The organism is Amorphoplanes friuliensis DSM 7358, from assembly GCF_000494755.1.
Classification (GTDB): Bacteria; Actinomycetota; Actinomycetes; order Mycobacteriales; family Micromonosporaceae; genus Actinoplanes; species Actinoplanes friuliensis.
Window position 1 is genome coordinate 8,147,334 of the sequence record NC_022657.1, and the last position, 22,786, is coordinate 8,170,119.

Annotated in this window: 25 protein-coding genes; 5 read left to right on the forward strand and 20 right to left on the reverse strand. The window is 69.8% G+C overall.

Features of this window, described 5'->3' with window-relative positions; all coding sequences use genetic code 11:
- Positions 1-7 precede the first annotated feature (7 nt).
- A complete protein-coding gene (locus tag AFR_RS37495) occupies positions 8-634 on the forward strand; it encodes a DUF1349 domain-containing protein (RefSeq protein ID WP_023562050.1) in 627 nt (208 codons plus the stop codon).
- 6 nt (positions 635-640) lie between these two features.
- Here the strand turns inward: AFR_RS37495 and murA are convergent, their stop codons facing one another.
- Positions 641-1,927 carry a UDP-N-acetylglucosamine 1-carboxyvinyltransferase gene (gene murA / locus AFR_RS37500; protein WP_023562051.1) on the reverse strand — a complete coding sequence of 429 codons (1,287 nt, stop codon included), beginning with the start codon at positions 1,925-1,927 and terminating at the stop codon, positions 641-643.
- 41 nt (positions 1,928-1,968) lie between these two features.
- On the opposite strand from murA, the gene AFR_RS37505 reads away from it, so the two are divergent.
- The gene (locus AFR_RS37505) at positions 1,969-2,544 is read left to right on the forward strand and encodes a cob(I)yrinic acid a,c-diamide adenosyltransferase (protein ID WP_023562052.1); all 576 of its coding nucleotides are present in this window, start codon (positions 1,969-1,971) and stop codon (positions 2,542-2,544) included.
- On the opposite strand, the gene AFR_RS37510 is transcribed toward AFR_RS37505, so the two are convergent.
- From AFR_RS37510 to glyA, 13 genes are all read right to left on the reverse strand, one after another.
- Entirely contained in the window at positions 2,538-3,005 is a 468-nt protein-coding gene (locus tag AFR_RS37510; RefSeq protein ID WP_023562053.1) for a DUF2550 domain-containing protein, read from the reverse strand. The genes AFR_RS37505 and AFR_RS37510 overlap by 7 nt on opposite strands.
- 8 nt (positions 3,006-3,013) lie before the next feature.
- Positions 3,014-3,295 carry a F0F1 ATP synthase subunit epsilon gene (locus AFR_RS37515; RefSeq protein ID WP_023562054.1) on the reverse strand — a complete coding sequence of 94 codons (282 nt, stop codon included), beginning with the start codon at positions 3,293-3,295 and terminating at the stop codon, positions 3,014-3,016.
- A gap of 97 nt (positions 3,296-3,392) precedes the next feature.
- Positions 3,393-4,541, reverse strand: a complete 1,149-nt coding sequence (locus AFR_RS37520; protein ID WP_052359560.1) for an LCP family protein — start codon at positions 4,539-4,541, stop codon at positions 3,393-3,395.
- 197 nt (positions 4,542-4,738) lie between these two features.
- Positions 4,739-6,181, reverse strand: a complete 1,443-nt coding sequence (gene atpD / locus AFR_RS37525; protein ID WP_023562056.1) for a F0F1 ATP synthase subunit beta — start codon at positions 6,179-6,181, stop codon at positions 4,739-4,741.
- Positions 6,181-7,110 (reverse strand): F0F1 ATP synthase subunit gamma, encoded by a 930-nt coding sequence (locus AFR_RS37530; RefSeq protein ID WP_023562057.1) that lies wholly within the window; start codon positions 7,108-7,110, stop codon positions 6,181-6,183. Before AFR_RS37530 ends, atpD begins: the two co-directional genes overlap by 1 nt.
- A gap of 3 nt (positions 7,111-7,113) precedes the next feature.
- On the reverse strand, positions 7,114-8,766 hold the full coding sequence (gene atpA / locus AFR_RS37535) for a F0F1 ATP synthase subunit alpha (RefSeq protein WP_023562058.1): 1,653 nt from the start codon (positions 8,764-8,766) through the stop codon (positions 7,114-7,116).
- 81 nt (positions 8,767-8,847) lie between these two features.
- Positions 8,848-9,669: a F0F1 ATP synthase subunit delta gene (locus tag AFR_RS37540; protein ID WP_041841428.1), complete on the reverse strand. Its 822-nt coding sequence runs from the start codon at positions 9,667-9,669 to the stop codon at positions 8,848-8,850.
- Entirely contained in the window at positions 9,666-10,217 is a 552-nt protein-coding gene (locus AFR_RS37545) for a F0F1 ATP synthase subunit B (protein ID WP_023562060.1), read from the reverse strand. The genes AFR_RS37540 and AFR_RS37545 overlap by 4 nt, the downstream gene beginning before the upstream one ends.
- 30 nt (positions 10,218-10,247) lie before the next feature.
- Positions 10,248-10,475 (reverse strand): ATP synthase F0 subunit C, encoded by a 228-nt coding sequence (locus AFR_RS37550; protein ID WP_023562061.1) that lies wholly within the window; start codon positions 10,473-10,475, stop codon positions 10,248-10,250.
- A 67-nt stretch (positions 10,476-10,542) separates the two neighbouring features.
- On the reverse strand, positions 10,543-11,334 hold the full coding sequence (atpB, locus tag AFR_RS37555; protein ID WP_023562062.1) for a F0F1 ATP synthase subunit A: 792 nt from the start codon (positions 11,332-11,334) through the stop codon (positions 10,543-10,545).
- 15 nt (positions 11,335-11,349) lie between these two features.
- Positions 11,350-11,583 (reverse strand): AtpZ/AtpI family protein, encoded by a 234-nt coding sequence (locus tag AFR_RS37560; RefSeq protein WP_041841429.1) that lies wholly within the window; start codon positions 11,581-11,583, stop codon positions 11,350-11,352.
- Positions 11,584-11,792: 209 nt separating this feature from the next.
- Positions 11,793-12,278: a hypothetical protein gene (locus tag AFR_RS37565; protein WP_023562064.1), complete on the reverse strand. Its 486-nt coding sequence runs from the start codon at positions 12,276-12,278 to the stop codon at positions 11,793-11,795.
- A complete protein-coding gene (gene glyA / locus AFR_RS37570; RefSeq protein WP_041841430.1) occupies positions 12,275-13,564 on the reverse strand; it encodes a serine hydroxymethyltransferase in 1,290 nt (429 codons plus the stop codon). The genes AFR_RS37565 and glyA overlap by 4 nt, the downstream gene beginning before the upstream one ends.
- 80 nt (positions 13,565-13,644) lie before the next feature.
- Here glyA and AFR_RS37575 point away from each other — a divergent pair, with 80 nt between their 5' ends.
- Positions 13,645-15,159 carry an SDR family oxidoreductase gene (locus AFR_RS37575; protein WP_023562066.1) on the forward strand — a complete coding sequence of 505 codons (1,515 nt, stop codon included), beginning with the start codon at positions 13,645-13,647 and terminating at the stop codon, positions 15,157-15,159.
- On the opposite strand, the gene AFR_RS37580 is transcribed toward AFR_RS37575, so the two are convergent.
- The 4 genes from AFR_RS37580 to prmC are packed head-to-tail and all read right to left on the reverse strand — an operon-like array spanning position 15,083 to position 18,225.
- A complete protein-coding gene (locus AFR_RS37580; RefSeq protein WP_023562067.1) occupies positions 15,083-16,045 on the reverse strand; it encodes an L-threonylcarbamoyladenylate synthase in 963 nt (320 codons plus the stop codon). The two genes, AFR_RS37575 and AFR_RS37580, sit on opposite strands and share 77 nt — an antisense overlap.
- Positions 16,042-16,665: an arsenate reductase/protein-tyrosine-phosphatase family protein gene (locus AFR_RS37585; protein WP_041841431.1), complete on the reverse strand. Its 624-nt coding sequence runs from the start codon at positions 16,663-16,665 to the stop codon at positions 16,042-16,044. Before AFR_RS37585 ends, AFR_RS37580 begins: the two co-directional genes overlap by 4 nt.
- Positions 16,666-16,667: 2 nt before the next feature.
- Entirely contained in the window at positions 16,668-17,312 is a 645-nt protein-coding gene (locus AFR_RS37590; RefSeq protein ID WP_041843242.1) for an L-threonylcarbamoyladenylate synthase, read from the reverse strand.
- A 37-nt stretch (positions 17,313-17,349) separates the two neighbouring features.
- The gene (prmC, locus tag AFR_RS37595; RefSeq protein WP_063749561.1) at positions 17,350-18,225 is read right to left on the reverse strand and encodes a peptide chain release factor N(5)-glutamine methyltransferase; all 876 of its coding nucleotides are present in this window, start codon (positions 18,223-18,225) and stop codon (positions 17,350-17,352) included.
- 98 nt (positions 18,226-18,323) lie between these two features.
- On the opposite strand from prmC, the gene AFR_RS37600 reads away from it, so the two are divergent.
- Both AFR_RS37600 and AFR_RS37605 read left to right on the forward strand, forming a co-directional pair.
- The gene (locus AFR_RS37600) at positions 18,324-19,829 is read left to right on the forward strand and encodes a GGDEF domain-containing protein (RefSeq protein ID WP_023562071.1); all 1,506 of its coding nucleotides are present in this window, start codon (positions 18,324-18,326) and stop codon (positions 19,827-19,829) included.
- A 29-nt stretch (positions 19,830-19,858) separates the two neighbouring features.
- Positions 19,859-21,208, forward strand: coding sequence for an outer membrane protein assembly factor BamB family protein (locus tag AFR_RS37605; RefSeq protein WP_023562072.1), 1,350 nt, complete (start codon positions 19,859-19,861; stop codon positions 21,206-21,208).
- Here the strand turns inward: AFR_RS37605 and prfA are convergent.
- Both prfA and rpmE read right to left on the reverse strand, forming a co-directional pair.
- A complete protein-coding gene (gene prfA, locus AFR_RS37610; protein WP_023562073.1) occupies positions 21,192-22,283 on the reverse strand; it encodes a peptide chain release factor 1 in 1,092 nt (363 codons plus the stop codon). The genes AFR_RS37605 and prfA overlap by 17 nt on opposite strands.
- An 85-nt stretch (positions 22,284-22,368) precedes the next feature.
- A complete protein-coding gene (gene rpmE, locus AFR_RS37615) occupies positions 22,369-22,593 on the reverse strand; it encodes a 50S ribosomal protein L31 (protein WP_023562074.1) in 225 nt (74 codons plus the stop codon).
- Positions 22,594-22,786: the final 193 nt, after the last annotated feature.

The window sequence follows — 22,786 nt, forward strand, 5'->3', positions numbered from 1 at the left end:
TCGATGCATGACCGACGCCTTCAAGCTGCCCGCGCTCCCCTTTGCCGTCACCGCGTCGCCTCCCGAGGTGTGGCGCCGGGACGACACCGCGGACGCGGTTGTCGCCGATGCGCCCGCCCACACCGACTTCTACATCAACCCCGGTGGTCCGGACTCGGCCGATGCCGAGACGATCCTCAACGCCCCGAGCCTGCTCGGTTCCCCGCCCAGCGGCGACTTCCAGCTCACGGCCCGGGTCAGCGTCGACTTCCGTTCCCAGTACGACGCCGGCGTCCTGCTGCTGTGGGCCGACGATAAGCACTGGGCGAAGTTCTGCTTCGAGTTCTCACCAGCCTCGTCGCCCATGGTCGTCTCGGTGGTGACCCGGGAGGTCTCCGACGACGCCAACGCCTTCACCGTCGACAGCAACACGGTCTGGCTGCGGCTGTCCCGCATCGACCGGGCGTACGCCTTCCACGCCTCGACCGACGGCACGACCTGGCAGCTGATCCGCTTCTTCCACCTGGGCGACGACACGGGCACCCATCAGATCGGCTTCGAAGGCCAGTCACCCACGGGCGAAGGCTGCACGGTCACCTTCGACCGCATCACCTTCACCCCGCAGCGGCTGGCTGAGCTGCGCGACGGCTCCTGAGAGGCCTCAGAAATCGAACGTGGGCTCGGTGACCACACCACGTTCGACGTCGACGCCGAGGTTGGCCAGGTCGGAGACGAAGTCGGGGTACCCGCGGTCGATGTGGTGCACCTCGCCGACCTCGGTGACGCCGTCCGCGCACAGACCGGCGATGACCAGGCCCGCACCCGCGCGGATGTCGGTCGCCCGCACCGGCGCGCCGGAGAGCCGCTCGCGGCCGTTGACCACGGCGTGGTGGCCGTCGGTGCGGATGTCGGCGCCCAGGCGGACCATCTCGTTCACGAACATGAAGCGGCCGTCGAAGATGTTCTCGGTGATCAGCGACGAGCCGGAGCTCACCGCGGCCAGACCGATGGCCATCGGCAGCAGGTCGGTCGCAAACCCCGGATAGGGCAGGGTCACGATGTCGACGGCCTTCGGGCGGTCGTCCATGCGTACGCGGAACTGGTTGTCACCCGGCTCGACCACCGCGCCGGCGGAGACGAGCTTGTCCAGGGCGATCGCCAGGTATTCGGGCCGGACACCGTGGATCGTGACGTCGCCGCGGGTCATCGCCGCGCCGAAGGCCCAGGTCCCGCCGACGATGCGGTCGCCGACCGTGGTGTGCTGGACCGGCTTGAGGCCGTCGACGCCCTCGATGGTCAGCGTGGAAGTGCCGGCGCCCGTGATCTGGGCGCCCATGGCGGTGAGCATGTCGCAGATGTCGACGATCTCCGGCTCGCGGGCCGCGTTGTCGATCTCGGTGACGCCCTTGGCCAGAACGGCGGCCATCAGGAGGTTCTCGGTGGCGCCGACGCTCGGGAAGTCCAGCCAGATCTTGCCGCCGTGCAGACCGCCGGGGGCCGAGGCGATGACAAAACCGTGCTCGCCGGAGATCTCGGCGCCCATCCGGGCCAGACCGGCCACGTGCATGTCGAGACCGCGCGAGCCGATCGCGTCACCGCCCGGGTGCGCCACCCGGACGTAGCCGCGGCGGGCCAGCAGCGGGCCCAGCACGCAGATGGACGCACGCAGCCGGCGGACGAGGTCGTAATCCGTCTCGCTGCCCGGCTCGGCGGGCACGTCGATGGTCGCCTCGCCGTTCTCCAGCGACACCTCGCAGCCCAGCCGGCGCAGCACCTCGGCCATGATGGCGACGTCGGTGATGCGCGGGACATTCGACACCACGCTGCGGCCCTCGGCCAGCAGGGCGACCGCCATCAGCTTGAGTGCGGAATTCTTCGCACCACCCACCGAGACATCGCCGGAGAGACGCGCGCCGCCCTTGACCCTGATCACATCCACGCGGGCCATCGTATGGGGCGGCGAACGGCGACCTCCGTAGGGTGGGGGGCATGGCTGTGCATCTCACCCGCATCTACACCCGCACCGGCGACGCCGGTGCGACCCGGCTGGGCAACAACGAGGTCGCCGCGAAGACCGATCCGCGGGTCGCGGCGTACGCGGACGCCGACGAGTGCAACGCGGCGATCGGTGTCGCGCTGGCCCTGGGCGCGCTCGCCCCGGACGTGAAGAGCGTGCTCACGGCCGTGCAGAACGACCTGTTCGATGTGGGCGCCGACCTGTGCAACCCGCTGGCCGACGACCCGCCGTACCCGCCGCTGCGCATCAACGAGGCCTACGTGACGCGTCTCGAGGGCTGGTGCGACGAATACAACGACCAGCTGCCGGCACTCGATTCTTTTGTGCTGCCGGGTGGCACCCCGGGCGCGGCGCTGCTGCACGTGGCCCGGACGGTCGCCCGCCGCGCTGAGCGGTCGGCGTGGGCGCTCTACGAACTGGACGAGGCCCGCACGTCGCTGCTGCCGGCGAAGTACCTGAACCGGCTCTCGGACCTGCTCTTCATTTTGGCGCGCACGGCAAACCCGAGCGGCGACGTGAAGTGGGTCCCCGGAGGGGTGTCTCAGTAGTCCGCAGGCCGGGGCGTGATGGTCGGGCGCGGTGCGACCGAGCCCGGCTGTCCCGGAGGCCCGGCCTCGAGCCAGGACAGGAAGCCGGTCACGGTGGACTCGGCCATCGCGATCTCGAGCTGGGCGCGCCCGGTGGTGCAGAGCAGGATGACCCAGTGGCCCGGCATCGTGAGGCGCTCGGGACCCTCGGGCAGCCGCCGGCGGCCGACCTCGAGCGTGCGGCGGTTCAGCACACGTTTGGGCCGGATGCCGAAGCTGAACATCCGGTGGAAGCGCAGCTCGTCACCGACGAACTGACCGATGCCGGAGGACCAGCCGCGGCCCGGCACCATCGTGCTGACCCGGACCTGCAGGCGAATGGTTCCGCCGCCGGCCATGAGCAGCCGGCGGCGGAGGAAGATCGCGAGAAGGACGACGAGCAGCGCAGCGACGCAGATTCCGAAGATTCCCAGAACCCGCATCGTCGGCGTCAGTGCGCGTCGGGGGTGGCGGCGGTGGCGCTCTCGGCCAGGACCGTGACGCCGTTGGCGTCGACGGAGAGGAAGCCGCCGGTCACGTCGTAGGTCAGCTGCTCGCCACCGGCGAGCTTGACCCGGACCTGGGATGGCTCCTTGAGCAGGCCGAGAAGCGGCGAGTGGCCGGGAAGCACGCCGAGCTCGCCCTCGGTGGTGCGGGCGACGAGCATCTCGGCGTCACCGGACCAGACCTTCTCCTCGACGGCGACGACCTGAACGTGCAGCTGATTGGCCACGCTGTCTCCTTGTAAGCCTGCGGACGCTCTTGCGGTGAAGTCTAAACGGCTGGGTGACATGGCGGTGCCGGGGGTGGTGACCGCCACTCGCCGGGCCTCAGAGTTTCTGGAAGAACTCCGGGTGTTCGATCAGGAACGTGGCGATCGAGTCGTTGTCGACGGACTTGAAGAAGTCGTCGGCCGAGGACTCGAGCGACTCGCCGAGGTACCTGCCGTTCTGGATGTCGCTGCGACCGGGCAGCTTGACCAGCGTCATGTCGTCGGCCCTGAGCCCCTTGAGCGCCAGACCCCAGTCGACGACGGTGTGACCGTTGCCGTCGAAGATCAGCGCGTCACCAGCAGCGCGCAGCACGCTGTCGAGCTTGATGGGGTTGGTGATGACGTTCTTGCTGAGCGCCTGCGAGGCCATGGCCTTGATGAACTGCTGCTGGTGCCGCTGGCGGTCGTAGTCGCTGCGGGGCAGGCCGTACCGCTGCCGCACGTAGTCGAGCGCCTGCCAGCCCTCCAGGTGGTAGGTGCCCTTCTTGTACGTCGCCTGCGGCCCGACGTACGGGTGCTCGCAGTTGTTGGACGCACACTCCGGACGCCGCGGCCGGGGCTTGCCGTTCGGCTGCAGGTGCTCCGACTTCACGTTCTGGTCGATCGTCATCGTGACGCCGCCCATCGCGTCGACGATGTCCTTGAAGCCGTTGAAGTTGATGATCGCGCCGGCGTCGAACTTCTTGATGCCCGTGAGCTTGCTGACCGTCTTGGCGAGCAGGTCGAAGCCCTGGGCCACGTCGTGCTTGCCGTTGCCGACCGAGCTGCCGTACGACATCGCGGCGTTGATCTTCGACGTGCCGCCCCGGAAGCCGGTCTTCTGGAAGGGCGGGATCTCGACCCTCAGGTCCCGCGGGATCGAGAAGAGGTACGCCTGGTTCAGTCCCTTGGGGATGTGCACCACGATGATCGAGTCGGACAGGGGCGCCGTCGTGTCGTTGCGGGGGTCGATGCCCACCAGCAGGATGTTGAGCGGGCCCTTGATGTCGCTCACCGGCGCCTTGGTCGCGCCGTTGGCGGCGTTGCCGAAGAGGTCCTTGGTCTCGACCGCGCCGGCATATCGCGACACCAGCACCTGGCTCGTGACCAGCGCACCACCGCTGACGACCATCAGGACGCACCCGAAGATCGCGCAAAGCCGCGCCCACAGAGGCGCGCGCCGCTTGGTCTTCGGTTCACTGCTCTTCGCCACTCGATCCCCAACCATGCCGTCGGTCCCGTCTCGCGATCAACGGGCATGATCGCAGGGCTGCGCACCAGCAGTGACAAGCGTATCCGAACAACAGAAGAAACTTTCGCGTCCGATATCACCCGCACTACGCAGCTAAACGGACATAACGGGCTAGAGAAACGCATGAGCCGCGCCGACAAAAGTCGGCGCGGCTCACAGGGTGATCGCTGAGATCAGCCCTTCATCAGCTCGTGTGCGTTCTTCTCGAGGTCCTCGAGGCCACCGCACATGAAGAAGGCCTGCTCGGGGTAGTTGTCGTACTCCCCCTCGCTGATCTTCTTGAACGCCTCGATGGTCTCCTTCAGCGGGACCGTCGAGCCGGGGACGCCGGTGAACTGCTCCGCGGCGTACGTGTTCTGCGAGAGGAAACGCTCGATGCGGCGGGCCCGCTGCACCGTGACTTTGTCCTCCTCGGAGAGCTCGTCCATACCGAGGATGGCGATGATGTCCTGCAGGTCCTTGTACTTCTGCAGGATCCGCTGCACCTCACGGGCGACCGCGTAGTGCTCGGCACCGACGAACTCGGGCGCCAGGATCCGCGAGCTGGAGGCCAGCGGGTCCACGGCCGGGTAGATGCCCTTGTCGGAGATCGACCGCTCGAGGTTCGTGGTCGCGTCCAGGTGGGCGAACGTGGTCGCCGGCGCCGGGTCGGTGTAGTCGTCGGCGGGCACGTAGATCGCCTGCAGCGAGGTGATCGCCTTGCCCTTGACCGACGTGATCCGCTCCTGGAGCTCGCCCATCTCGTCCGCCAGCGTGGGCTGGTAACCCACGGCGGACGGCATGCGGCCGAGCAGCGTCGAGACCTCGGAACCGGCCTGCGTGAACCGGAAGATGTTGTCGATGAAGAGCAGCACCTCCTGGTTCTGCACGTCACGGAAGTACTCCGCCATGGTCAGCGCGGAGAGGGCGACGCGGAGCCGGGTGCCCGGCGGCTCGTCCATCTGGCCGAAGACGAGCGCGGTCTTGTCGAGCACGCCACCCTCGTCCATCTCGAGGATGAGGTCGTTGCCCTCACGGGTGCGCTCACCCACGCCGGCGAACACCGACGTACCACCGAAGTTCCGGGCGACACGGATGATCATCTCCTGGATGAGCACCGTCTTGCCGACGCCGGCACCGCCGAACAGGCCGATCTTGCCACCGCGCACGTACGGCGCGAGCAGGTCGAGCACCTTGATGCCGGTCTCCAGCATCTCGGTCTTCGGCTCGAGGTCGGCGAACTTCGGGGGCTTGCGGTGGATCGGCCAGCGCTCGGTGATGTTCAGCGTGGACGGGTCCACGTTGAGCACCTCGCCGAGGGCGTTGAACACGTGGCCCTTGGTCACGTCGCCGACGGGCACCGAGATCGGCGCGCCGGTGTCGGTGACCTCGGCGCCCCGGATCAGGCCGTCGGTCGGCTGCATCGAGATGGCGCGGACCACGTTGTCACCCAGGTGCTGGGCGATCTCCAGGGTCAGCGTCTTCGTACCCCCGGAGAGGGTCACGTCGACGTGCAGCGCGTTGTAGATCTCCGGCATGGCGTCACGCGGGAACTCGGCGTCGACGACCGGGCCGATGACCCGGACTACGCGGCCGACGCCGGCCTGCGTCTTGGTGGGCTCAGCAACAGCAGTCATCACTCATCACTTCCCGCCGCGGCCAGCGCGTTGGCGCCGCCGACGATCTCACTGATTTCCTGGGTGATCGCAGCCTGCCGCGCGGAGTTCATCTCGCGCGTGTACCGCTTGAGCAGGTCGTCCGCGTTGTCCGACGCACTCTTCATCGCCCGGCGCCGGGACGCCGACTCGCTGGCCGCCGAGCTCAGCAACGCCGCGTAGATCCGCGTGTTGAGATATTTCGGCAGCAGCGCCTCGAGCAGCTCCTCGGCCTCGGGCTCGAACTCGTAGGCCGGACGCAGCCCGGGCTCGCGCTCGCGCTCCTCGACCTGCATCGGCGCCAGGAAGCGCGCCTCCGCCGACTGGGTCATCAGCGACTTGAACTGGGTGCTGACGATGTGGAGCTCGTCGACGCCCTGGATGCCGTCCGGGCCGTAGTGCTCGTCGGTGTCGTCCGCACCGGCGACGAACGCCTCGAGCAGCGCGTCACCGATCTTGCGAGCGTCGTCGAACGACGGCCGCTCCGAGAACCCGGTCCAGCTGGTCTCGATCGGCCGGTTACGGAACCGGTAGTACCCGACGCCCTTGCGGCCGACGATGTACAGCGCCACGTCCTTGCCGTCCGCCCGCAGCCGTGCCATCAGCTGCTCGGCGGTGCGGATCGCGTTGGCGTTGTAGGCGCCGGCCAGGCCCCGGTCGCTGGTGATCAGCAGGACACCCGCCCGCCGCACCCGCTCGCGCGGCTGCAGCAGGGGGTTGTCGATCGACGCGTTGGACGCGAGCGCCGTCAGGACCTGCGTGATCGCCTCCGCGTACGGCTTGGAGGCGGTGACCCGCTCCTGAGCCTTGGCGATGCGGCTCGTCGCGACGAGCTCCTGCGCCTTGGCGATCTTCTTGGTGGACTTGACGGTGCGGATGCGCCGCCGAAGTGCCTGTACCTGACCGGCCATGGCTTAGCTCTCGTCCGCGGCGGGACGGACCTCGCGGGTCACCGTCTCCCGGCCCTCGCTGCCGTCGGCCATGGGCTCGGCCTGGGCCTCGTTGCCGGCACCGCTACCGGTCTCGCCCTGCTTGAAGAGCTCCTTGAACTCGTTCACGCCGGTCTGGAGAGTCTCGACCTGCTCGTCGGTCAGCTGCCCCGTCGACTCGATCGCGGTGAAGGTGTCGTTGCGGTTGCGCTTGACCCAGTCGAGCAGCTCACCCTCGAAGCGGCGGACGTCGCCGACCGGGATGTCGTCGAGCTGGCCCGTGGTGCCGGCCCAGATGATGATCGTCTGCTCGGCCACCGAGTACGGGGAGTACTGCGGCTGCTTGAGCAGCTCGACCAGGCGGACGCCCTTGTCCAGCTGCGCCCGCGACGCCCGGTCCAGGTCGGAGGCGAAGGCCGAGAAGGCCTCCAGCTCACGGAACTGGGCGAGGTCGAGGCGGAGCCGGCCGGAGACCCGCCGCATGGCCTTGACCTGCGCCGAGCCGCCGACCCGCGACACCGAGGTGCCGACGTTGATGGCCGGGCGCACACCCGAGGCGAACAGGTCGGCCTCGAGGAAGATCTGGCCGTCGGTGATCGAGATGACGTTCGTCGGGATGTAGGCCGAGATGTCGTTGGCCTTCGTCTCGATGATCGGCAGACCGGTCATCGAACCCGCGCCCAGCTCGTTCGAGAGCTTCGCGCAGCGCTCGAGCAGGCGGGAGTGCAGGTAGAAGACGTCACCCGGGTAGGCCTCACGGCCCGGCGGGCGGCGCAGCAGCAGCGACACGGCGCGGTACGCCTCGGCCTGCTTGGTCAGGTCGTCGAAGACGATCAGGACGTGCTTGCCGTTGTACATCCAGTGCTGCCCGATGGACGAGCCGGTGTACGGGGCGATGTACTTGAAGCCGGCCGGGTCGGACGCCGGCGAGGCCACGATCGTCGTGTACTCCAGGGCGCCCTGCTCCTCGAGCGTGCCCCGGATGCTGGCGATCGTCGTCGCCTTCTGGCCGATGGCGACGTAGATGCAGCGGACCTGCTTCTCCGGGTCGCCCGACTCCCAGTTGGCGCGCTGGTTGATGATCGTGTCGAGCGCGACCGTGGTCTTACCGGTCTTGCGGTCGCCGATGATCAGCTGGCGCTGGCCGCGGCCGATCGGCGTCATGGCGTCGATCGCCTTGATGCCGGTCTGCAGCGGCTGCTTCACGGGCTGGCGCGACATGACGTTCGGGGCCTGGAGCTCGAGCTCGCGGAAGCCCTCGCTCTCGATCGGGCCACGGTCGTCGATCGGGTTGCCCAGGGCGTCCACGACACGACCCAGGTAGGCGTCGCCGACCGGGACCGAGAGGACACGACCGGTGCGCTTGACGCGCTGGCCTTCCTCGATGCCGGTGTAGTCGCCCAGGACCACGGCGCCGATCTCGCGGACGTCGAGGTTCAGGGCGACACCCAGCGTGCCGTCCTCGAATTCCAGAAGTTCGTTCGCCATCGCCGAGGGCAGGCCCTCGACGTGCGCGATCCCGTCGCCCGCATCGGAGACGATGCCGACCTCCTCGCGGGAGACCTCGGGCGTGTAGGACGAGACGTAGCGCTCTAGCGCCCCCCGGATCTCGTCCGAGGAGATGGTCAGCTCGGCCATCCTCTGCCTTCTCTAGTCGGCTCGGGGCGTCGCCGCCGCCGAGGGCGTGCTCGGGACGTCGCCGTCACCGAGGGGAAGAAACTATTTAGCGAACGCCTGCCGGGCTTCGTTGAGTCGCCGCAGGATCGTGCCGTCGTAGAGGTCGGAGCCGACACGGACGCTGACGCCACCGACGATGCTCGGATCCACATCGACCTTCAGCGAGACCTGCCGACCGTAGATGTCGGACAACTTGGCGGCGAGCGCCTGCTCCTCGGCCTCACCGAGCAGCTTGGCGACCGTTACGTAGGCGACCTCGCGGTCCCGCTTCGCGGCGGTCAGCTCGACCAGCCGGCTCAGCGAGGACTCGAAGCTGCGCCCGCCGAAACCCTCGAGCGCCACCGCGATGAGCTGGATCGTCGCCGCCTGGGCCTTGCCTTTCAGCAGGTCCTGAGCAAGCTTAACCCGCTGCTCGGCCGGTGCGCTCGGGTCACTGAGCGTGACGGCGAGCTCGGCGTTGCCCGAGACGATCTGACCGAAGCGGAACAGCTCGTCCTCGACCTCGGCGAGCGTCCCGGCCTTGTCGGCCGACGACAGGACCGTGTCGACCCCGAGCCGCTCCGACGCGTCCAGCAGCTCGGACGGCCGGGAGAAACGCCCGGACACCAGGGTCGCGAGCGTGTCCACGGTGGTGTCGCCGAGCTTGCCGGCCAGGATCGAGCGGACCAGCTCGGCCCGGTCGCCACCGCTGCGCGACGGGTCGGTCAGCGCACGCCGCAGGCGCGGCTCGCCGCGCAGCAGCCGCGCCACCGACAGGAACTCGTCGGCGGTCGTGGCGAGCTGCGCGGCGGTTGCCTGCTGCGTGGCCGCGGTCAGCTTCTCCGCGGCGGCCGCGTACGACTCCCGGTTGACGGACGCCATCAGCGCCGCCCGTTACCCGTGCCGGCGCCGAGCTCGGTGATGAACCGGTCGACGGTGCCCCGGCTGCGCGCCTCGTCGGCGAGAGACTCGCCGACGATCTTGGAGGCAAGGTCCACGGCCAGCGTGCCGAGATCGGCACGCAGTTCACGGACGATGCTCTCGCGCTGAGTGGCGAGCTGGTCGCGACCGGCCGCGATGATGCGGTCGGACTCCTCGCGGGCCTTGGCGAGGACGTCCTGACGGATGCCCTCCGCGTCGGCACGCGCCTCGTCACGGATGCGCGCGGCCTCCGTGCGAGCCTCCGACAGCTGCGCGCGGTACTGCTCGAGCAGCTCGTTGGCCTCGGCCTGAGCGGCCTCGGCACGCTTGATCCCACCCTCGATCGCGTCGACCCGCGCCGCGAACGTCTTCTCCATCATGGGGAAGACGAACTTCATCAGCACGAAGCAGAGCACCGCAAAAGCAACGGTGCCGACGACGATCTCCTGCCAGACAGGAATGATCGGATTGTGGGCTGACTCACCGGCCTCAGCGGCCAGATACCTGAGCATGACGACCTCCCATCGAGGCTGAAGGGCTTACTAGCCGGCCCAGATGAAGCCGAAAGCGATGCCCAGCAGGGCCAGCGCCTCGATGACGGCGAAGCCGATCCAGACGTACGGGAGGGTCAGACGCGACGACTCCGGCTGGCGGGCGGTCGACTGGATGTAAGCCGAGAAGACCAGACCGACACCGATACCGGGGCCGATCGCGGCGAGGCCGTAGCCGATCGCGGCGGTGCTGCCCTCAACGGCGGCAAAAAGCTCCATTACCTTTTCCTCCTGGAATCTCGCGTGACTATCACGCGGGACGACAACGGGGTGTTACGCAAGTAGCTCAGTGCTCGTCGGCGAGCGCGCCCTGGACGTAGCTGGCGGTCAGCACCGTGAACACGTAGGCCTGGAGGCAGATGACCAGGAACTCCAGGAACGTCAGCGCGATCGTCATGATCCACGAGACGATGGAGAACGGCGCGAACCAGACGTTCGCACTGATCATTGCAAAGCCGCCGAGAGTGAAGACCAGCAGCAGCATGTGCCCGGCGAACATGTTGGCGAAAAGCCGGACCGCCAGGGAGAACGGGCGGACCAGGAAGTTCGAGAAGAACTCGATCGGGATCAGCAGCGGCAGGATGAACCACGGCGCCGGCGGGATGAGCGCCGACTTCATGTACTTGAAGAAGCTGCCGTGGTGCCGGATGCCGACATAGATGAACATCACATAGCTGATGACCGCGAGAATCGCCGGGAACGCGATGTGCGAGTTCGGCGAGATCTGGATCAGCGGCACGATGCTGAAGAAGTTCATCACGAGGATGAAGCAGAAGAGCGTCGTGAGGTAGGGCGCGAAAGCAACGCCTCGCGGCCCGATCATCTCGACCGAGATGTTGTTCCGCACGAATCCGTAGAGGCTCTCGGCGAGCCACTGCTTCTTCGTCGGAACCAGCTGCGGCTTCCGGTAGGACACCAGGAAATAGATGATGATCAGGGCGACTGCCACCCAGACCAACAACGTGATCTTGGTGAACCAGTACGAGTCGTGAGCGCCCCACGGCAGGATGCTGGGCAGGTAGAAGTCCTCGACACTGGGCGGGAACTCCGCTGCGAGGACCGTCGACTGACCGATCACCGTAGCCCTTTCCTGTCAGGCGCCGAGACGGCGCACGATGAGGTAGACACCGCCGGCGATGCCAACGACAGCGCCGATGCCGGCGAAAATGCCCTTGGTCCCGACGTAGTGGTCGACCAACCAGCCGATCCCACCCCAGACCAACATGCCCCCGAGGAGATAGCTGACCGCCGTCATTCCCATGCCCGTGTCGGGCGGATTCTGACCGTCGTCGCCGTGGGGGTTGCTGGGAGGTTTTTGACCGGTCATGACGGCCCGAACGATATCAGCAGGAAACACGAAGCTAAGCGGGACCCCCCGCACAACCGCAGTTGTCCAGGCGTCAGGGGTCTCGCAACTCGGCCTCACGCTACTCCCCCTCCGCCAGAACCGGACAACTTCGGCGTGCGACAGTCACCGGATCGTGGACAGAGGCCTTTCAAAGGGGCACTGACCAGTCGAAACTCGGGTGCTGAAGATCACTTTGAGAGGCTCGTGCGAGCAACCCACCAGATCTGCACAGCCGTCCAGCCGAGCACACCCGCGACAACACCCCAGCCCATCGCGAGCCGGCCCGGCCACTCCGAGGAGATCACAAACGCCAGGATCACGCCGAGCAATGAGTACTTCACCACGTACGTCATGAGCCCCAGGGGCATCAGGAGTGCCGGCCGGACGGTGTCCGCCCACGCCAGCACGAGCGTCGACATGGTGAAGCTGACCGTGACGATCGCGACGCCGGCCGCGGCACCCACCGCCGCCGGCCCGCCGTCGGCAAAAAAGCCCACGGACGCCGCGCAGATCATCAGAGCGATCGAGAACGCGGTCAGGAACGGCAGATGCTCGATACGCCAGCGCGGATCCGCCGGCAGCGGCGGCAGATCGGGCAGCGGCGTGTCGTCCTCCAGCTTGTCCTCGGGCAGCGGCTGGGCGGGGATGACCTGATCAGCGGCGTTCTTCTTCACGCGGGCACTCCCACCTGCGCGTACGCGGGAAAGCGCCGAGCGAGCGCCGAGACCTCGTCGGCGACGTCGCGCAGGGCGGCTGCGCCCGTGACCGAGGCCGGGTCGGCGCGCGTCGCGGCGGCGATCAGACCGGCGATCTGGCGCATCTCGCCCTCGCGCATGCCCTGGGTCGTCACCGCGGGCGAGCCCACCCGGATGCCCGAGGCCGTCATCGGCTTCTCCGGGTCGTACGGGATGGCGTTCTTGTTGAGGTTGATGTGCGCACGCTCGCAGCGGGCCTCGGCGTCACGGCCGCTGACCCCGGTGTCGCGCAGGTCGAGCAGGGCCAGGTGGGTGTCGGTGCCGCCGGAGACGGGACGCATGCCCTCCGAGGCCAGCCCGGCAGCCAGCGCCTGACTGTTCTTGACGACCTGGTGGGCGTAGGACTGGAAGTCGGGCAGTGCCGCCTCGCGCAGGGCGACGGCCTTCGCGGCGATGGTGTGCATCATCGGGCCGCCCTGCGTGAACGGGAAGACGGCCTTGTCGATGCGTGCGGCAAGCTCCTCACGGCACAGGATCATGCCGCCCCGCGGGCCGCGCAGCACCTTGTGGGTGGTGCAGCACACGACATCGGCATGCGCTACGGGCGACGGGGCAGCGCGGCCGGCGACCAGCCCGATGAAGTGCGCGGCGTCGACCATCAGATACGCACCGACCTCGTCGGCGATGTCCCGGAACACCTTGAAGTCGATGAGCCGGGGGTACGCGGTCGCGCCGCAGACGATCAGCTTGGGGCGGTGGGCGAGGGCCAGGTCGCGGACCTCGTCGTAATCGATGAGCTCGGTGTCGCGGCGCACGGTGTAACCGACCGGGTGGAACCACTTGCCGGAGAAGTTGACCCGGCTGCCGTGCGTGAGGTGACCGCCGTGCGGCAGGTCCATGGCCAGCACGGTGTCGCCGGGCTGGATCAGCGCCGCGTACGCCGCCATGTTGGCCGCCGAGCCGGAGTGCGGCTGGACGTTCGCGTGGTCGGCGCCGAACAGCTCCTTGGCGCGGTCGATCGCCAGCTCCTCGGCCCGGTCGACTTCGGCGCAGCCCCCGTAGTAGCGCCGGCCGGGGTAACCCTCGGCGTACTTGTTGGTCAGCGTGGAGCCGAGCGCGGCCAGCACCGCGGGTGAGGTGAAGTTTTCGCTGGCGATGAGCTGCAGGCCGCCGCGCTGGCGGTCCAGCTCGCCGAGGACCACTTCCGCGATCTCCGGATCCTCGCGTTCGAGCGCGCCGAAGTCGGGACCCCAGAAAGTCTCCATGGCGCGCTCCCTCACGTCGGCGACGCTGCCGGATTCGAGCATATGGCTTGTGAGGCTCTGCCTGCGGGCACAGTGGTGTTATGCGTTCACTCGTCACCGGCGCCACCGGCTACATCGGCGGCCGTCTGGCACCGCGGCTGCTCGAGGCCGGCCACGCCGTCCGCTGCCTCTCCCGCAGTGCCGCACGCCTGCGCGACGTGCCGTGGGCCGGGCAGGTCGAGGTGGTCGAGGGCGATTTGTCCGATCCGAGCACGCTCCCGGCCGCCTTCGAGGGCGTCGACGTGGCGTACTTCCTCATGCACTCGCTCGGTCACCGCGACTTCGAGCGCATCGACCGGGAGGCGGCCCGCAACTTCGCGACCGCGGCCAAGGCGGCCGGGGTCAAACGGATCATCTACCTCGGCGGCCCCGAACCGCCCGCCGACGAACACCCCTCGGCCCACCTGCGGTCCCGGGCCGAGGTCGCGAAGATCCTGCTGGACAGCGGCGTACCCACGGCGGTGCTGCGGGCACCGGTGATCATCGGCTCGGGTTCGGCATCGTTCGAGATGCTCCGCTACCTGACCGAGCGCCTGCCCGTCATGATCACCCCGCGCTGGGTCCGCAACCGGATCCAGCCCATCGCCGTCCGCGACGTGCTGCGGTACCTGATCAGGAGCGCCGAGCTGCCCGCGGACGTCAACCGCGGTTTTGACATCGGTGGCACGGACGTCCTGACCTACCTGGAAATGATGCGCCGGTACGCCCGTGTCGCGGGCCTGCGCCGCCGGGTCATCATGCCGCTGCGCCCGCTGAGTCCCTGGCTCTCCGCGCACTGGGTCGGCGCTGTCACCCCGGTGCCGAACGCCATCGCCCGTCCCCTGGTCGGCAGCCTGATCCACGAGGCCTTCGCGCACGAGCACGACATCGCCCGGTACATCCCCGACGAAGGCCTGCTCGGCTTCGACGAGTCCGTCCGCCTCGCCCTCGGCAAGGTGCGGGACGCGAACGTGGAGACCCGGTGGTCCACCGCCGTCGGCCGGGACGCCGCGGCGGAACCCCTGCCCAGCGACCCGGACTGGTCCGGCGGCAGCATCTACGTCGACGAACGCCGCCGTGTGGTCGACGCGCCGCCCCGGGCCCTCTGGCGGGTCATCGAGGGTGTCGGCGGGGAGAACGGCTGGTACTCGTTCCCGCTCGCGTGGTCCGTCCGCGGCTGGCTGGACCGCCTGGTCGGTGGTGTCGGCCTGCGGCGTGGCCGGCGCGACCGCAACCACCTCTTCGTCGGCGAGGCGCTGGACTGGTGGCGCGTCGAGGAGATCAAGCCCGGCGAGCTGCTGCGGCTGCGCGCCGAGATGAAGGTGCCGGGCCGCGCCTGGCTGGAGATGTCCGCCGAACCGGGCCCGGACGGGACGAGCGTCTACCGCCAGCGGGCCATCTTCGTGCCGCGCGGACTCGCCGGGCACGCGTACTGGGCGAGCGTCGTGCCGTTCCACGGGATCATCTTCAGCGGCATGGCCCGGAACATCGCCAAGGGCGCTACGACGCTGCCGCCCGGCGCAGCCGGTCCCGCACAGCCAGCCACTCCTCCGACTCCGGCGGGGCCTGCACGATGATCGTGGCCACGCCGGCGTCGTCGAGGCGGTGCAGCGCGGCGTAGAGGTCGGCCGCATACTCCCGCGGATCCACGCTGAGCACCTCGGCGACGAGGCCGTCGGCGAAGTCCTCGACGCTCTCGTAACTGAGCACGGCCACCGGACCGGCCAGGCCCTGGTGCTCGACCTCGCTCACGTCCTTGGCCAGGATGACGGTCGCCTTCGGTGCGTAGTGCCGCCGGCTCATGCCCGGTGAGGACCGCGCCGCGCCGTCCGTGACCTCGTCCGGCAGGGCGATCGTCCCCGTGATCTCGCGCAGTGCCCGCAGGCCGAGCGCGCCGGGGCGCAGCAGTTTGGGTGTCTCCCCCGTCAGGTCGACCACCGTGGACTCGATGCCCCACGACGCCGGACCGCCGTCGAGCACGAGCGGGACGTCGGGCAGGCTCCGCAGCACGTGCTCGGCCGTCGTCGGCGAGATGCCCTCGGACCGGTTGGCGCTCGGCGCGGCCAGCGGCAGCCCGGAGGCGTCCAGCAGCTTCAGCGCGACGTCGTGCGCGGGGACCCGGATCGCGATCGTGCCGGTCTCGGCCCCGACGCCGGCCAGGTGGCCCGCGCGCTTCACGACCAGGGTCAGCGGACCCGGCCAGAACTGCGCCGCCAGGTCGTTGGCCAGATCGGGCCACTCCTCGGCCAGCGCCCGGGCGGCCACCACACCGGAGACGTGCACGATCAACGGGTTCCACGACGGGCGGTTCTTCAGGCGGTAGACCTCGGCGACGGCCTTCGGCGAGAAGGCGTGTGCACCGAGGCCGTACACGGTCTCGGTCGGGAAGGCGACCACGCAGTCCTGGTGCAGGAGGTCCACCGCCCGGCGCAGGCCGTCGGCGTCCGGCGCGACGATGCTCACGCGGGCCTCGGAGCTCCCGGCCACAGGGCGTCGACCAGCGCGTACACGGACTCGTCGATGTCGTCGGCGATGCGCTGGAACGTCTGGTCGCCGCGACCCCACGGGTCGTCGAGGTCGTCACCGGGCAGCGGCTCGTCGTCGCCGCGGTGCGCGTGAGCGGCCGCCACCAGGGCGGTGGCCCGCGCGGCGAAGGACTCCGGACCGGCGCCGACCGGCGGCAGGGCCGAGAGGTCCAGCTCCCGCAGCAGCCGGCCGAGGTGACCGAGCACAAACGTGCGGGCGTCCGAGCCGGGCACCAGCGCGTGGACGTAATCGCTCTGGTCGGCGGTCGCGGTGAGGATGAGATCGGCCCCCTCGAGCTGCGCGATCGTCAGCTTGCGGGCCGCGAAGCCGTCGGTGCTGCCGCCGCGCACGGTGATCTGCCGGGCCGCGGGCGGGTTCATCTCCTCGCCCTCGTGCCAGCCGCCCGTACCGGCGCTGGCGCTGGCGAGCAGCTCGTCGAGCTTCGCCTCGGGGTCGATCTTGCCCAGGCGCTGCGCGGCGGCGAGCACGAGCAGCCGCTCGGCCATCGGGGACCGGCAGATGTTGCCCATGCACACGTGGAGCACGGTGAACGGCATCGTCACGCTCCCGCGGCCAGGATGTCGGGCACGACGTCACGCAGCTTCTCGAACGGGATCGCCCCGTCACGCAGCACCCGCGGGACGTCCCCGGTGACATCGATGATCGTGGACGGCGCCGGGTCGGCGGCCTGTCCCGCCTCGAGGTAGATCCGGACGGCGTACTCGAGCTGGTCGCGGGCCTCCTCGGCGGTGCCGGGCGAGGGCTGACCGATCTTGTTGGCCGTGGTCACCGCCATCGGGCCGACCTCCCGCAGCACCTCCAGCGCCACCGGGTGCAGCGGCATCCGCACCGCGACGACCCCGCCGGTGTCGCCCAGGTCCCACTGCAGGCTGGGTGAGTGCTCGACCAGGATCGTCAGGGCACCCGGCCAGAACGCGTCGGCCAGCTCCCGGGCGGCCTTGGGCAGCGAGTAGACCAGGCCGTCCAGGGTGTGGCGCGAGCCGACCAGCACCGGTGGCGGCACCCGGCGGTCCGCGCCGCGAGCGTTCTGCAGGGAGTTGACGGCGTGCGGGGTGAACGCGTCCGCGCCGACGCCGTAGACGGTGTCGGTGGGCAGGACGACGAGCTCACCGCTCTTGACCGCCTCGACGGCCGCGGCGATGCCGCGATCGCGTTCGGCCACGGCGCGGCAGTCATAGAGCATCACGAGATGCAGTCTGCCATGGCCCGGGTGACCTGCCCTACACGCGGCGGGCCGTCGCAAAACGTGGACGGTCCGAGAAGTCCCGATGGGCCGTCACGTCGATGAAGCGGCCGTCCGAGCGCAGCAGGTCCGGCACCGCCGACGCGTGCACGTCGTCGTGCTCGATCCCGACCACGCCGCCCGGCCGCAACAGGGCCGCCGCCAGGGCGATGACCGGCCGGATCACGACCAGGCCGTCGGCGCCGCCGAAGACGGCCTCCGCCGGGTCGTGCTCGGCGACCTCCGCGGGCACGACGGTCCCGTCCGGCACGTACGGCGGGTTGCAGAGCAGCACGTCGACCTCACCCCGGCACTCCGCGAGCAGCCCGAGGTCGGTGACGTCCCCCTGGACGACCTGCACCGCCGGGAAATCCGCCGCGTTCCGGCGCAGGTAGGCCAGGGCCGCGGCCGAACGCTCGACGGCGAGGACCCGCGCCGGCTCGGCCTCGTCAGCCACCGAGAGCGCGATCGCACCCGTACCGCTGCACAGGTCGACCACGGTCGCGCCGGGCACGGTGTGCTCGATCCCCCAGCCGGCCAGCAGCTCGGTCTCGGGCCGCGGCACAAAAACACCGTCGCCGACCGCGAGCTCCAGATGCCGGAACGCGGCCGTGCCCAGCAGGTGCTGCAACGGGATCCGCCGGGCCCGTTCGGCGACGAGTTCGTCGAATCGACGCAGCTCAGTGCCGCGCAGAGTGTCGATGAGCAGCAGGCGCCCGCGACCGACGCCGAGAGCGTGCGCGGCGAGCAACTCGGCATCGACACGCGGTGATGCGACACCCGCCTCGGCCAGCCGTGCGGTGGCCCGGGCCAGCACAGGCGCCAACCGCGTCCGTTCCGTCCCCTCCGAGGGGTGTTCGTGCGTCGGCGTCACGGCATAATCATGGAACGTCGTCTCTCGACGGTGACCGGCCGGGTCACCCATCGATGAACGGCGTCGGCAGGAGGGGCCTGGATGGCCGTGGCGGCACCATGACGTGGCTGGATCAGCTCCCGGACTCCGTCGACGAGCTGCGTGACGCCGGCAATTTCCAGCAGGTCGGCCGGTCCGCCGAGGCGCTCGCGATCCTCGACAAGGTGCTCGCCACCACCGCCGACCCGCTGACCCGGGCGTACGCACTGGTCCAGCGGTTCGGTGCGCTCATCAACCTGGGCCGGGCCGCCGAGTTCGCGACCGCGATGACGCTGGCCAGCAACGCCGTCCGGGAGACCTCCGACCCGTACCTGCGCGGTCAGATGCACGCGTTCGCCGCCCTCGGCGCCCATCTGCAGAGTGCCCTCGACCGCGGTGTCACGCACCTCGTGCAGGCGTCCCGTGCGCTGGCGGCGGTGCCGGACGGTGACTCCGAGACCGCCTGGGGCTGGCACGACCTCGCCATGGCGTACAGCTATCTCGGTTTTCACGGCCATGCGCTGACGGCGATCGAGCAGGCCCGGCAGGTCGGTGCGGCCGCGGGCATGGCGAGCGAGGTCTTCGCCGCACCGGGCATCCGCCTGCGCAACGCCGTGTCGCTGGACCACCAGGGTGACACCGACGGCTGTCTGCGGGTGCTGCGCGACATCGACGCCGAGCTGACCCGCTATGTCGCCAGCGGCGCCGACGTGCGGCTGCGGCCGAGCAGCCGGCCCGTCTACGGCTATGCCCTGGCCCGCCGGGCCGCCCTGGGCGAGTCGACGGAGGCCGACGTGGCCGGGCTGCTGACCGGTGGTGGTGACAGCGTCCGCTCCCGCGATCTGCGGCACCTCGGCACGGTCTGCCTGGACATCGCCGCCGACCGCCCCGCCGACGCCCTGCGCCGGCTCGACGCCGTCCCGGTCTCCCCCGAGATCCTCGGGCCCGCCGAGCCGGCCCGCCTGCGCAGCATCTGTTACGCCTCGGCGGGCAACCACGAGGCGGCGCACACCGCCGACCGGCACGCGTTCCGGCTGGCCGCCCAGCGCATCGACCGGCTCCGCGACGGTTACCTCGACGGTGTCGCCGCCCGGCTGGACGCCCAGGAGACGCAGCGCGACGTCGGCCGCTACGGCGACGAGACCCTCACCGACCCGCTCACCGGCCTGCCCAACCGCCGGCAGCTCGAGCGGTACGTCGCGGCGATGCTGGCCCGCGGCGAACGTGCGGCGATCGGCGTCTGCGACCTGATCGGCTTCACCGCGGTCAACGCACGGCACGGCCGGCACTGCGGTGACCTGGTGCTCCAGCGCATCGCCGGTGTGCTCAACAGGGTCATGCGCCGCGGCGACTTCGTGGCCCGTTTTGCCGGTGACGAGTTCGTGGTGGTGCTGCCGGGCGCGGGCCCGACCCAGGCGGCCGAGGTCTCCCGGCGGATCAGCGCGGCGGCCGCCGGTGAGAACTGGCAGGTGCTCGTCCCCGGCACCCCGATCGGCCTGGCCGCGGGCTGGTCCGAGGTCGGCACCAACGGCCGCAGTCTCAGCGCCGCCCTGGCCGCCGCAGCCTCCAACCGCACCCCCGCCTGACCAGCGTTGGAAACCCCTAGGCTCGCGGTATGACCGTCATCGAGCTGGGGCTCGTGACGGATGGCGGGGATCAGCCGCTGTCCGATCACGAGCGGCGCCCGCTCGGCCGGCGTGACGTCCGGCGGGCCCTCGTCGCGGTCGTCGCCCTCTTCAGCGTCCTGACGGTCACCGGCTCGGCGCGGCCCGATCCGAAAGGACTCCCGCAGCTCTGGAGCATCCCGTACACCGAGGGCGCCGACACGTTCATGCTGGACGCCGGCAACGTCTACGTGCTGTCGCAGCCGGACGGGAGCCGCATCACGGCGTACGACTCCCGGACCGGCGCCCGGCGGTGGTCGACGCAGGGTGTCACGGACACGACGTGGATGGGCTGGGCCCGATCCGGGGTGCTGCTGATGCCGGCCGGGTTCACGACCACGCGGTACCAGGACGTGGACGGCTCCGAGGTGTCGCGCGAGTTCAGCCGGGAGACCGTGGCCCTGGACACCGCCACCGGGCGGGTCCTCTGGCGCCGCACCGGCGAGTTCTCGGTGGCGGTGAGCGGCCGTGCCCTGCTGACCGAGTGGAACGCGGAGGGCAGCAAGGCCCGCACGTTCCAGGTGGTCCGGGTCAGCGACGGCGCCACCGTCTGGTCACGCCCGGCGGCGGGCCTGGAGACCTGGGCGACCGACTGGATGAACCACGACAGCTCCGACCGGCTGGTCGCGGCGGCGCCCGACGGCCGCATCGAGGTGTTCGACCTGTCCGACGGCCGGCTGGTCGCCGGCGGCACCGTCCCGTGGGTCCGGCAGTCCACCGCCGACAACGAGTTCACGTCGCTGAGCATCGACGGCCATCGCCTCTACATCGATCGCAGCATGCGGGAGCGGACCGCGGTCACGGCGTACGACACCGAGACGCTGGGCAGGCTGTGGGAGGTCGAACGCCCGTCGTCCGGTGGTGTCTACGGCTGCGGGCCGGTGCTCTGCGTCAACGGCCCGGACGACACCGCCGGGTACGACCGCGACACCGGGGAGGTGCGGTGGCGGCTCGCCGGGGCGGCCAACGGCTTCCCGATGCCCGGCGGGCGGGTGCTGCTCGACGACGACGAGACCGGGGCACGCCACCACCTCGTCGACGGTGCGACGGGCAAGCGGCTGGCCGACCTCGGCGCGGCCGTCCCCGTGTGGAACGCCACCGCGACCGACCTGCCCTACCTGCTGCGTCGCACCAAGGAGCCACCCGGGCTGATGTCGATCAGCCGGATCGACGAGAACACCGGTGAGGAACTGCTGCGCGGCACGCTCCCGCAGGTCCTCGATTACGGCTGTCAGAGCGAGGACGACCTGCTCGTGTGCGCGACCCCGGACAGCCGCCTGGTCGTCACGGACGTCGGCTGATCTCGGTCCCACCGGCCAGGCGGGCCGCCCGGTCGGCCTCCCCGAGCGCGTCCAGCACCGCGTCGAGCTCGCCGCCGAGCACCAGGTCCAGGTTGTACGCGGTGTAGCCGATCCGGTGGTCGCTGATGCGGTTCTGCGGGAAGTTGTAGGTGCGGATGCGCTCGGAGCGGTCCACCGTGCGCACCTGGAGCTTGCGGGCGTCGGAGGCGGCCGCGTCGGCCTGCTCCTGCGCCAGGGCGAGCAGCCGCGACCGCAGGATGCGCATGGCCGACTCCCGGTTCTGGAGCTGGCTCTTCTCGTTCTGGCAGCTCACGACCGTACCGGTGGGCAGGTGGGTGATGCGGACGGCCGAGTCCGTGGTGTTGACGGACTGACCGCCGGGGCCCGACGAGCGGAAGACGTCGACCCGGATGTCGCCCGGCTCGATGTGCACGTCGACGTCCTCGGCCTCGGGCAGCACCAGGACACCGGCGGCGCTGGTGTGGATCCGGCCCTGGGACTCGGTGACCGGCACCCGCTGGACCCGGTGCACACCGCCCTCCCACTTCAGGCGGGACCACACCCCGTGACCACCCTCGGGTACGCCCTTGGTCTTCACGGCCACGGACACGTCCTTGACGCCGCCGAGGTCGGAGTCCTGGGAGTCGATGATCTCGACGATCCAGCCGTGCTTCTCGGCGTACCGGGTGTACATCCGCAGCAGGTCGCCCGCGAACAGCGCCGACTCCTGGCCGCCCTCGCCGGCCTTGATCTCGACGATCACGTCCTTGGCGTCGTGCGGGTCCCGCGGGATCAGCATCTCGCCGAGCTTTTCCTCCAGGGGCTGGAGGGCGGCGGCGACCGCCTCGACCTCGCCGGCGAAGGACGGGTCCTCCGCGGCGAGTTCCTTGGCCGCGGCCAGGTCGGCGCGGGCCGCCTCGAGCTCGACGTTGGCGGTGTAGAGCGGCGCCAGTTCCGCAAAACGGCGGCCGACACGGCGAACCAGGGCCTGGTCGGAGTGGATGGAGGGATCCTCCATCTGCTTCTCGAGGTCCGCGTACTCCGCGAGCAGCATGCTCAACCGGTCGGTGCTCATGAATTGCCGCCTTTGCTGGTCGTTGCGCCGAGACACACGAACGGCGCCCGACCCCGGAATCCCGGGGTGGGCGCCGTCGAGGCAGCTACTTCTTCTTGGCCGCGTTGACCTTGGCGTACTTGGCCTGGAACTTGGCGACCCGGCCCGCGGTGTCCAGCACACGCTGCTTGCCCGTGTAGAACGGGTGGCAGGCTGCGCAGGTCTCGACGCGGATCTCGCCGCCCTTGGCGGTCGAACGGGTCGTGAACGTGCTACCGCAGGAGCAGATGACCTCGGTCGAGGTGTACTCCGGGTGGATACCGCTCTTCATGGTTTCTCGGTCCCTCTCGATGATGTGGTCGCCGGGTCGCCGTCAGCACCGAACCGCCCCGCTAGGGCGGACGACTCGAGCGTGAACCGGAACCTTTGCTGGCCGATGGACCAGTCTGCCATGTCACATGCCCTGATCAGAAATCAGGAGGCGTTCCTGTGTCCTTGGTCGATAACGTGAGCAGCCCTCAGCG

Coding starts and splice junctions, on each gene's coding strand:
- AFR_RS37495 (WP_023562050.1), top strand. CDS start 8: ATGACCGACGCCTTCAAGCTGCCCGCGCTCCCCTTTGCCGTCACCGCG.
- murA (WP_023562051.1), bottom strand. CDS start 1,927: ATGGCCCGCGTGGATGTGATCAGGGTCAAGGGCGGCGCGCGTCTCTCC.
- AFR_RS37505 (WP_023562052.1), top strand. CDS start 1,969: ATGGCTGTGCATCTCACCCGCATCTACACCCGCACCGGCGACGCCGGT.
- AFR_RS37510 (WP_023562053.1), bottom strand. CDS start 3,005: ATGCGGGTTCTGGGAATCTTCGGAATCTGCGTCGCTGCGCTGCTCGTC.
- AFR_RS37520 (WP_052359560.1), bottom strand. CDS start 4,541: ATGGTTGGGGATCGAGTGGCGAAGAGCAGTGAACCGAAGACCAAGCGG.
- atpD (WP_023562056.1), bottom strand. CDS start 6,181: ATGACTGCTGTTGCTGAGCCCACCAAGACGCAGGCCGGCGTCGGCCGC.
- AFR_RS37530 (WP_023562057.1), bottom strand. CDS start 7,110: ATGGCCGGTCAGGTACAGGCACTTCGGCGGCGCATCCGCACCGTCAAG.
- atpA (WP_023562058.1), bottom strand. CDS start 8,766: ATGGCCGAGCTGACCATCTCCTCGGACGAGATCCGGGGGGCGCTAGAG.
- AFR_RS37545 (WP_023562060.1), bottom strand. CDS start 10,217: ATGCTCAGGTATCTGGCCGCTGAGGCCGGTGAGTCAGCCCACAATCCG.
- AFR_RS37550 (WP_023562061.1), bottom strand. CDS start 10,475: ATGGAGCTTTTTGCCGCCGTTGAGGGCAGCACCGCCGCGATCGGCTAC.
- AFR_RS37560 (WP_041841429.1), bottom strand. CDS start 11,583: ATGACCGGTCAAAAACCTCCCAGCAACCCCCACGGCGACGACGGTCAG.
- glyA (WP_041841430.1), bottom strand. CDS start 13,564: ATGGAGACTTTCTGGGGTCCCGACTTCGGCGCGCTCGAACGCGAGGAT.
- AFR_RS37575 (WP_023562066.1), top strand. CDS start 13,645: ATGCGTTCACTCGTCACCGGCGCCACCGGCTACATCGGCGGCCGTCTG.
- AFR_RS37585 (WP_041841431.1), bottom strand. CDS start 16,665: ATGCCGTTCACCGTGCTCCACGTGTGCATGGGCAACATCTGCCGGTCC.
- AFR_RS37590 (WP_041843242.1), bottom strand. CDS start 17,312: ATGCTCTATGACTGCCGCGCCGTGGCCGAACGCGATCGCGGCATCGCC.
- AFR_RS37600 (WP_023562071.1), top strand. CDS start 18,324: ATGACGTGGCTGGATCAGCTCCCGGACTCCGTCGACGAGCTGCGTGAC.
- AFR_RS37605 (WP_023562072.1), top strand. CDS start 19,859: ATGACCGTCATCGAGCTGGGGCTCGTGACGGATGGCGGGGATCAGCCG.
- prfA (WP_023562073.1), bottom strand. CDS start 22,283: ATGAGCACCGACCGGTTGAGCATGCTGCTCGCGGAGTACGCGGACCTC.
- rpmE (WP_023562074.1), bottom strand. CDS start 22,593: ATGAAGAGCGGTATCCACCCGGAGTACACCTCGACCGAGGTCATCTGC.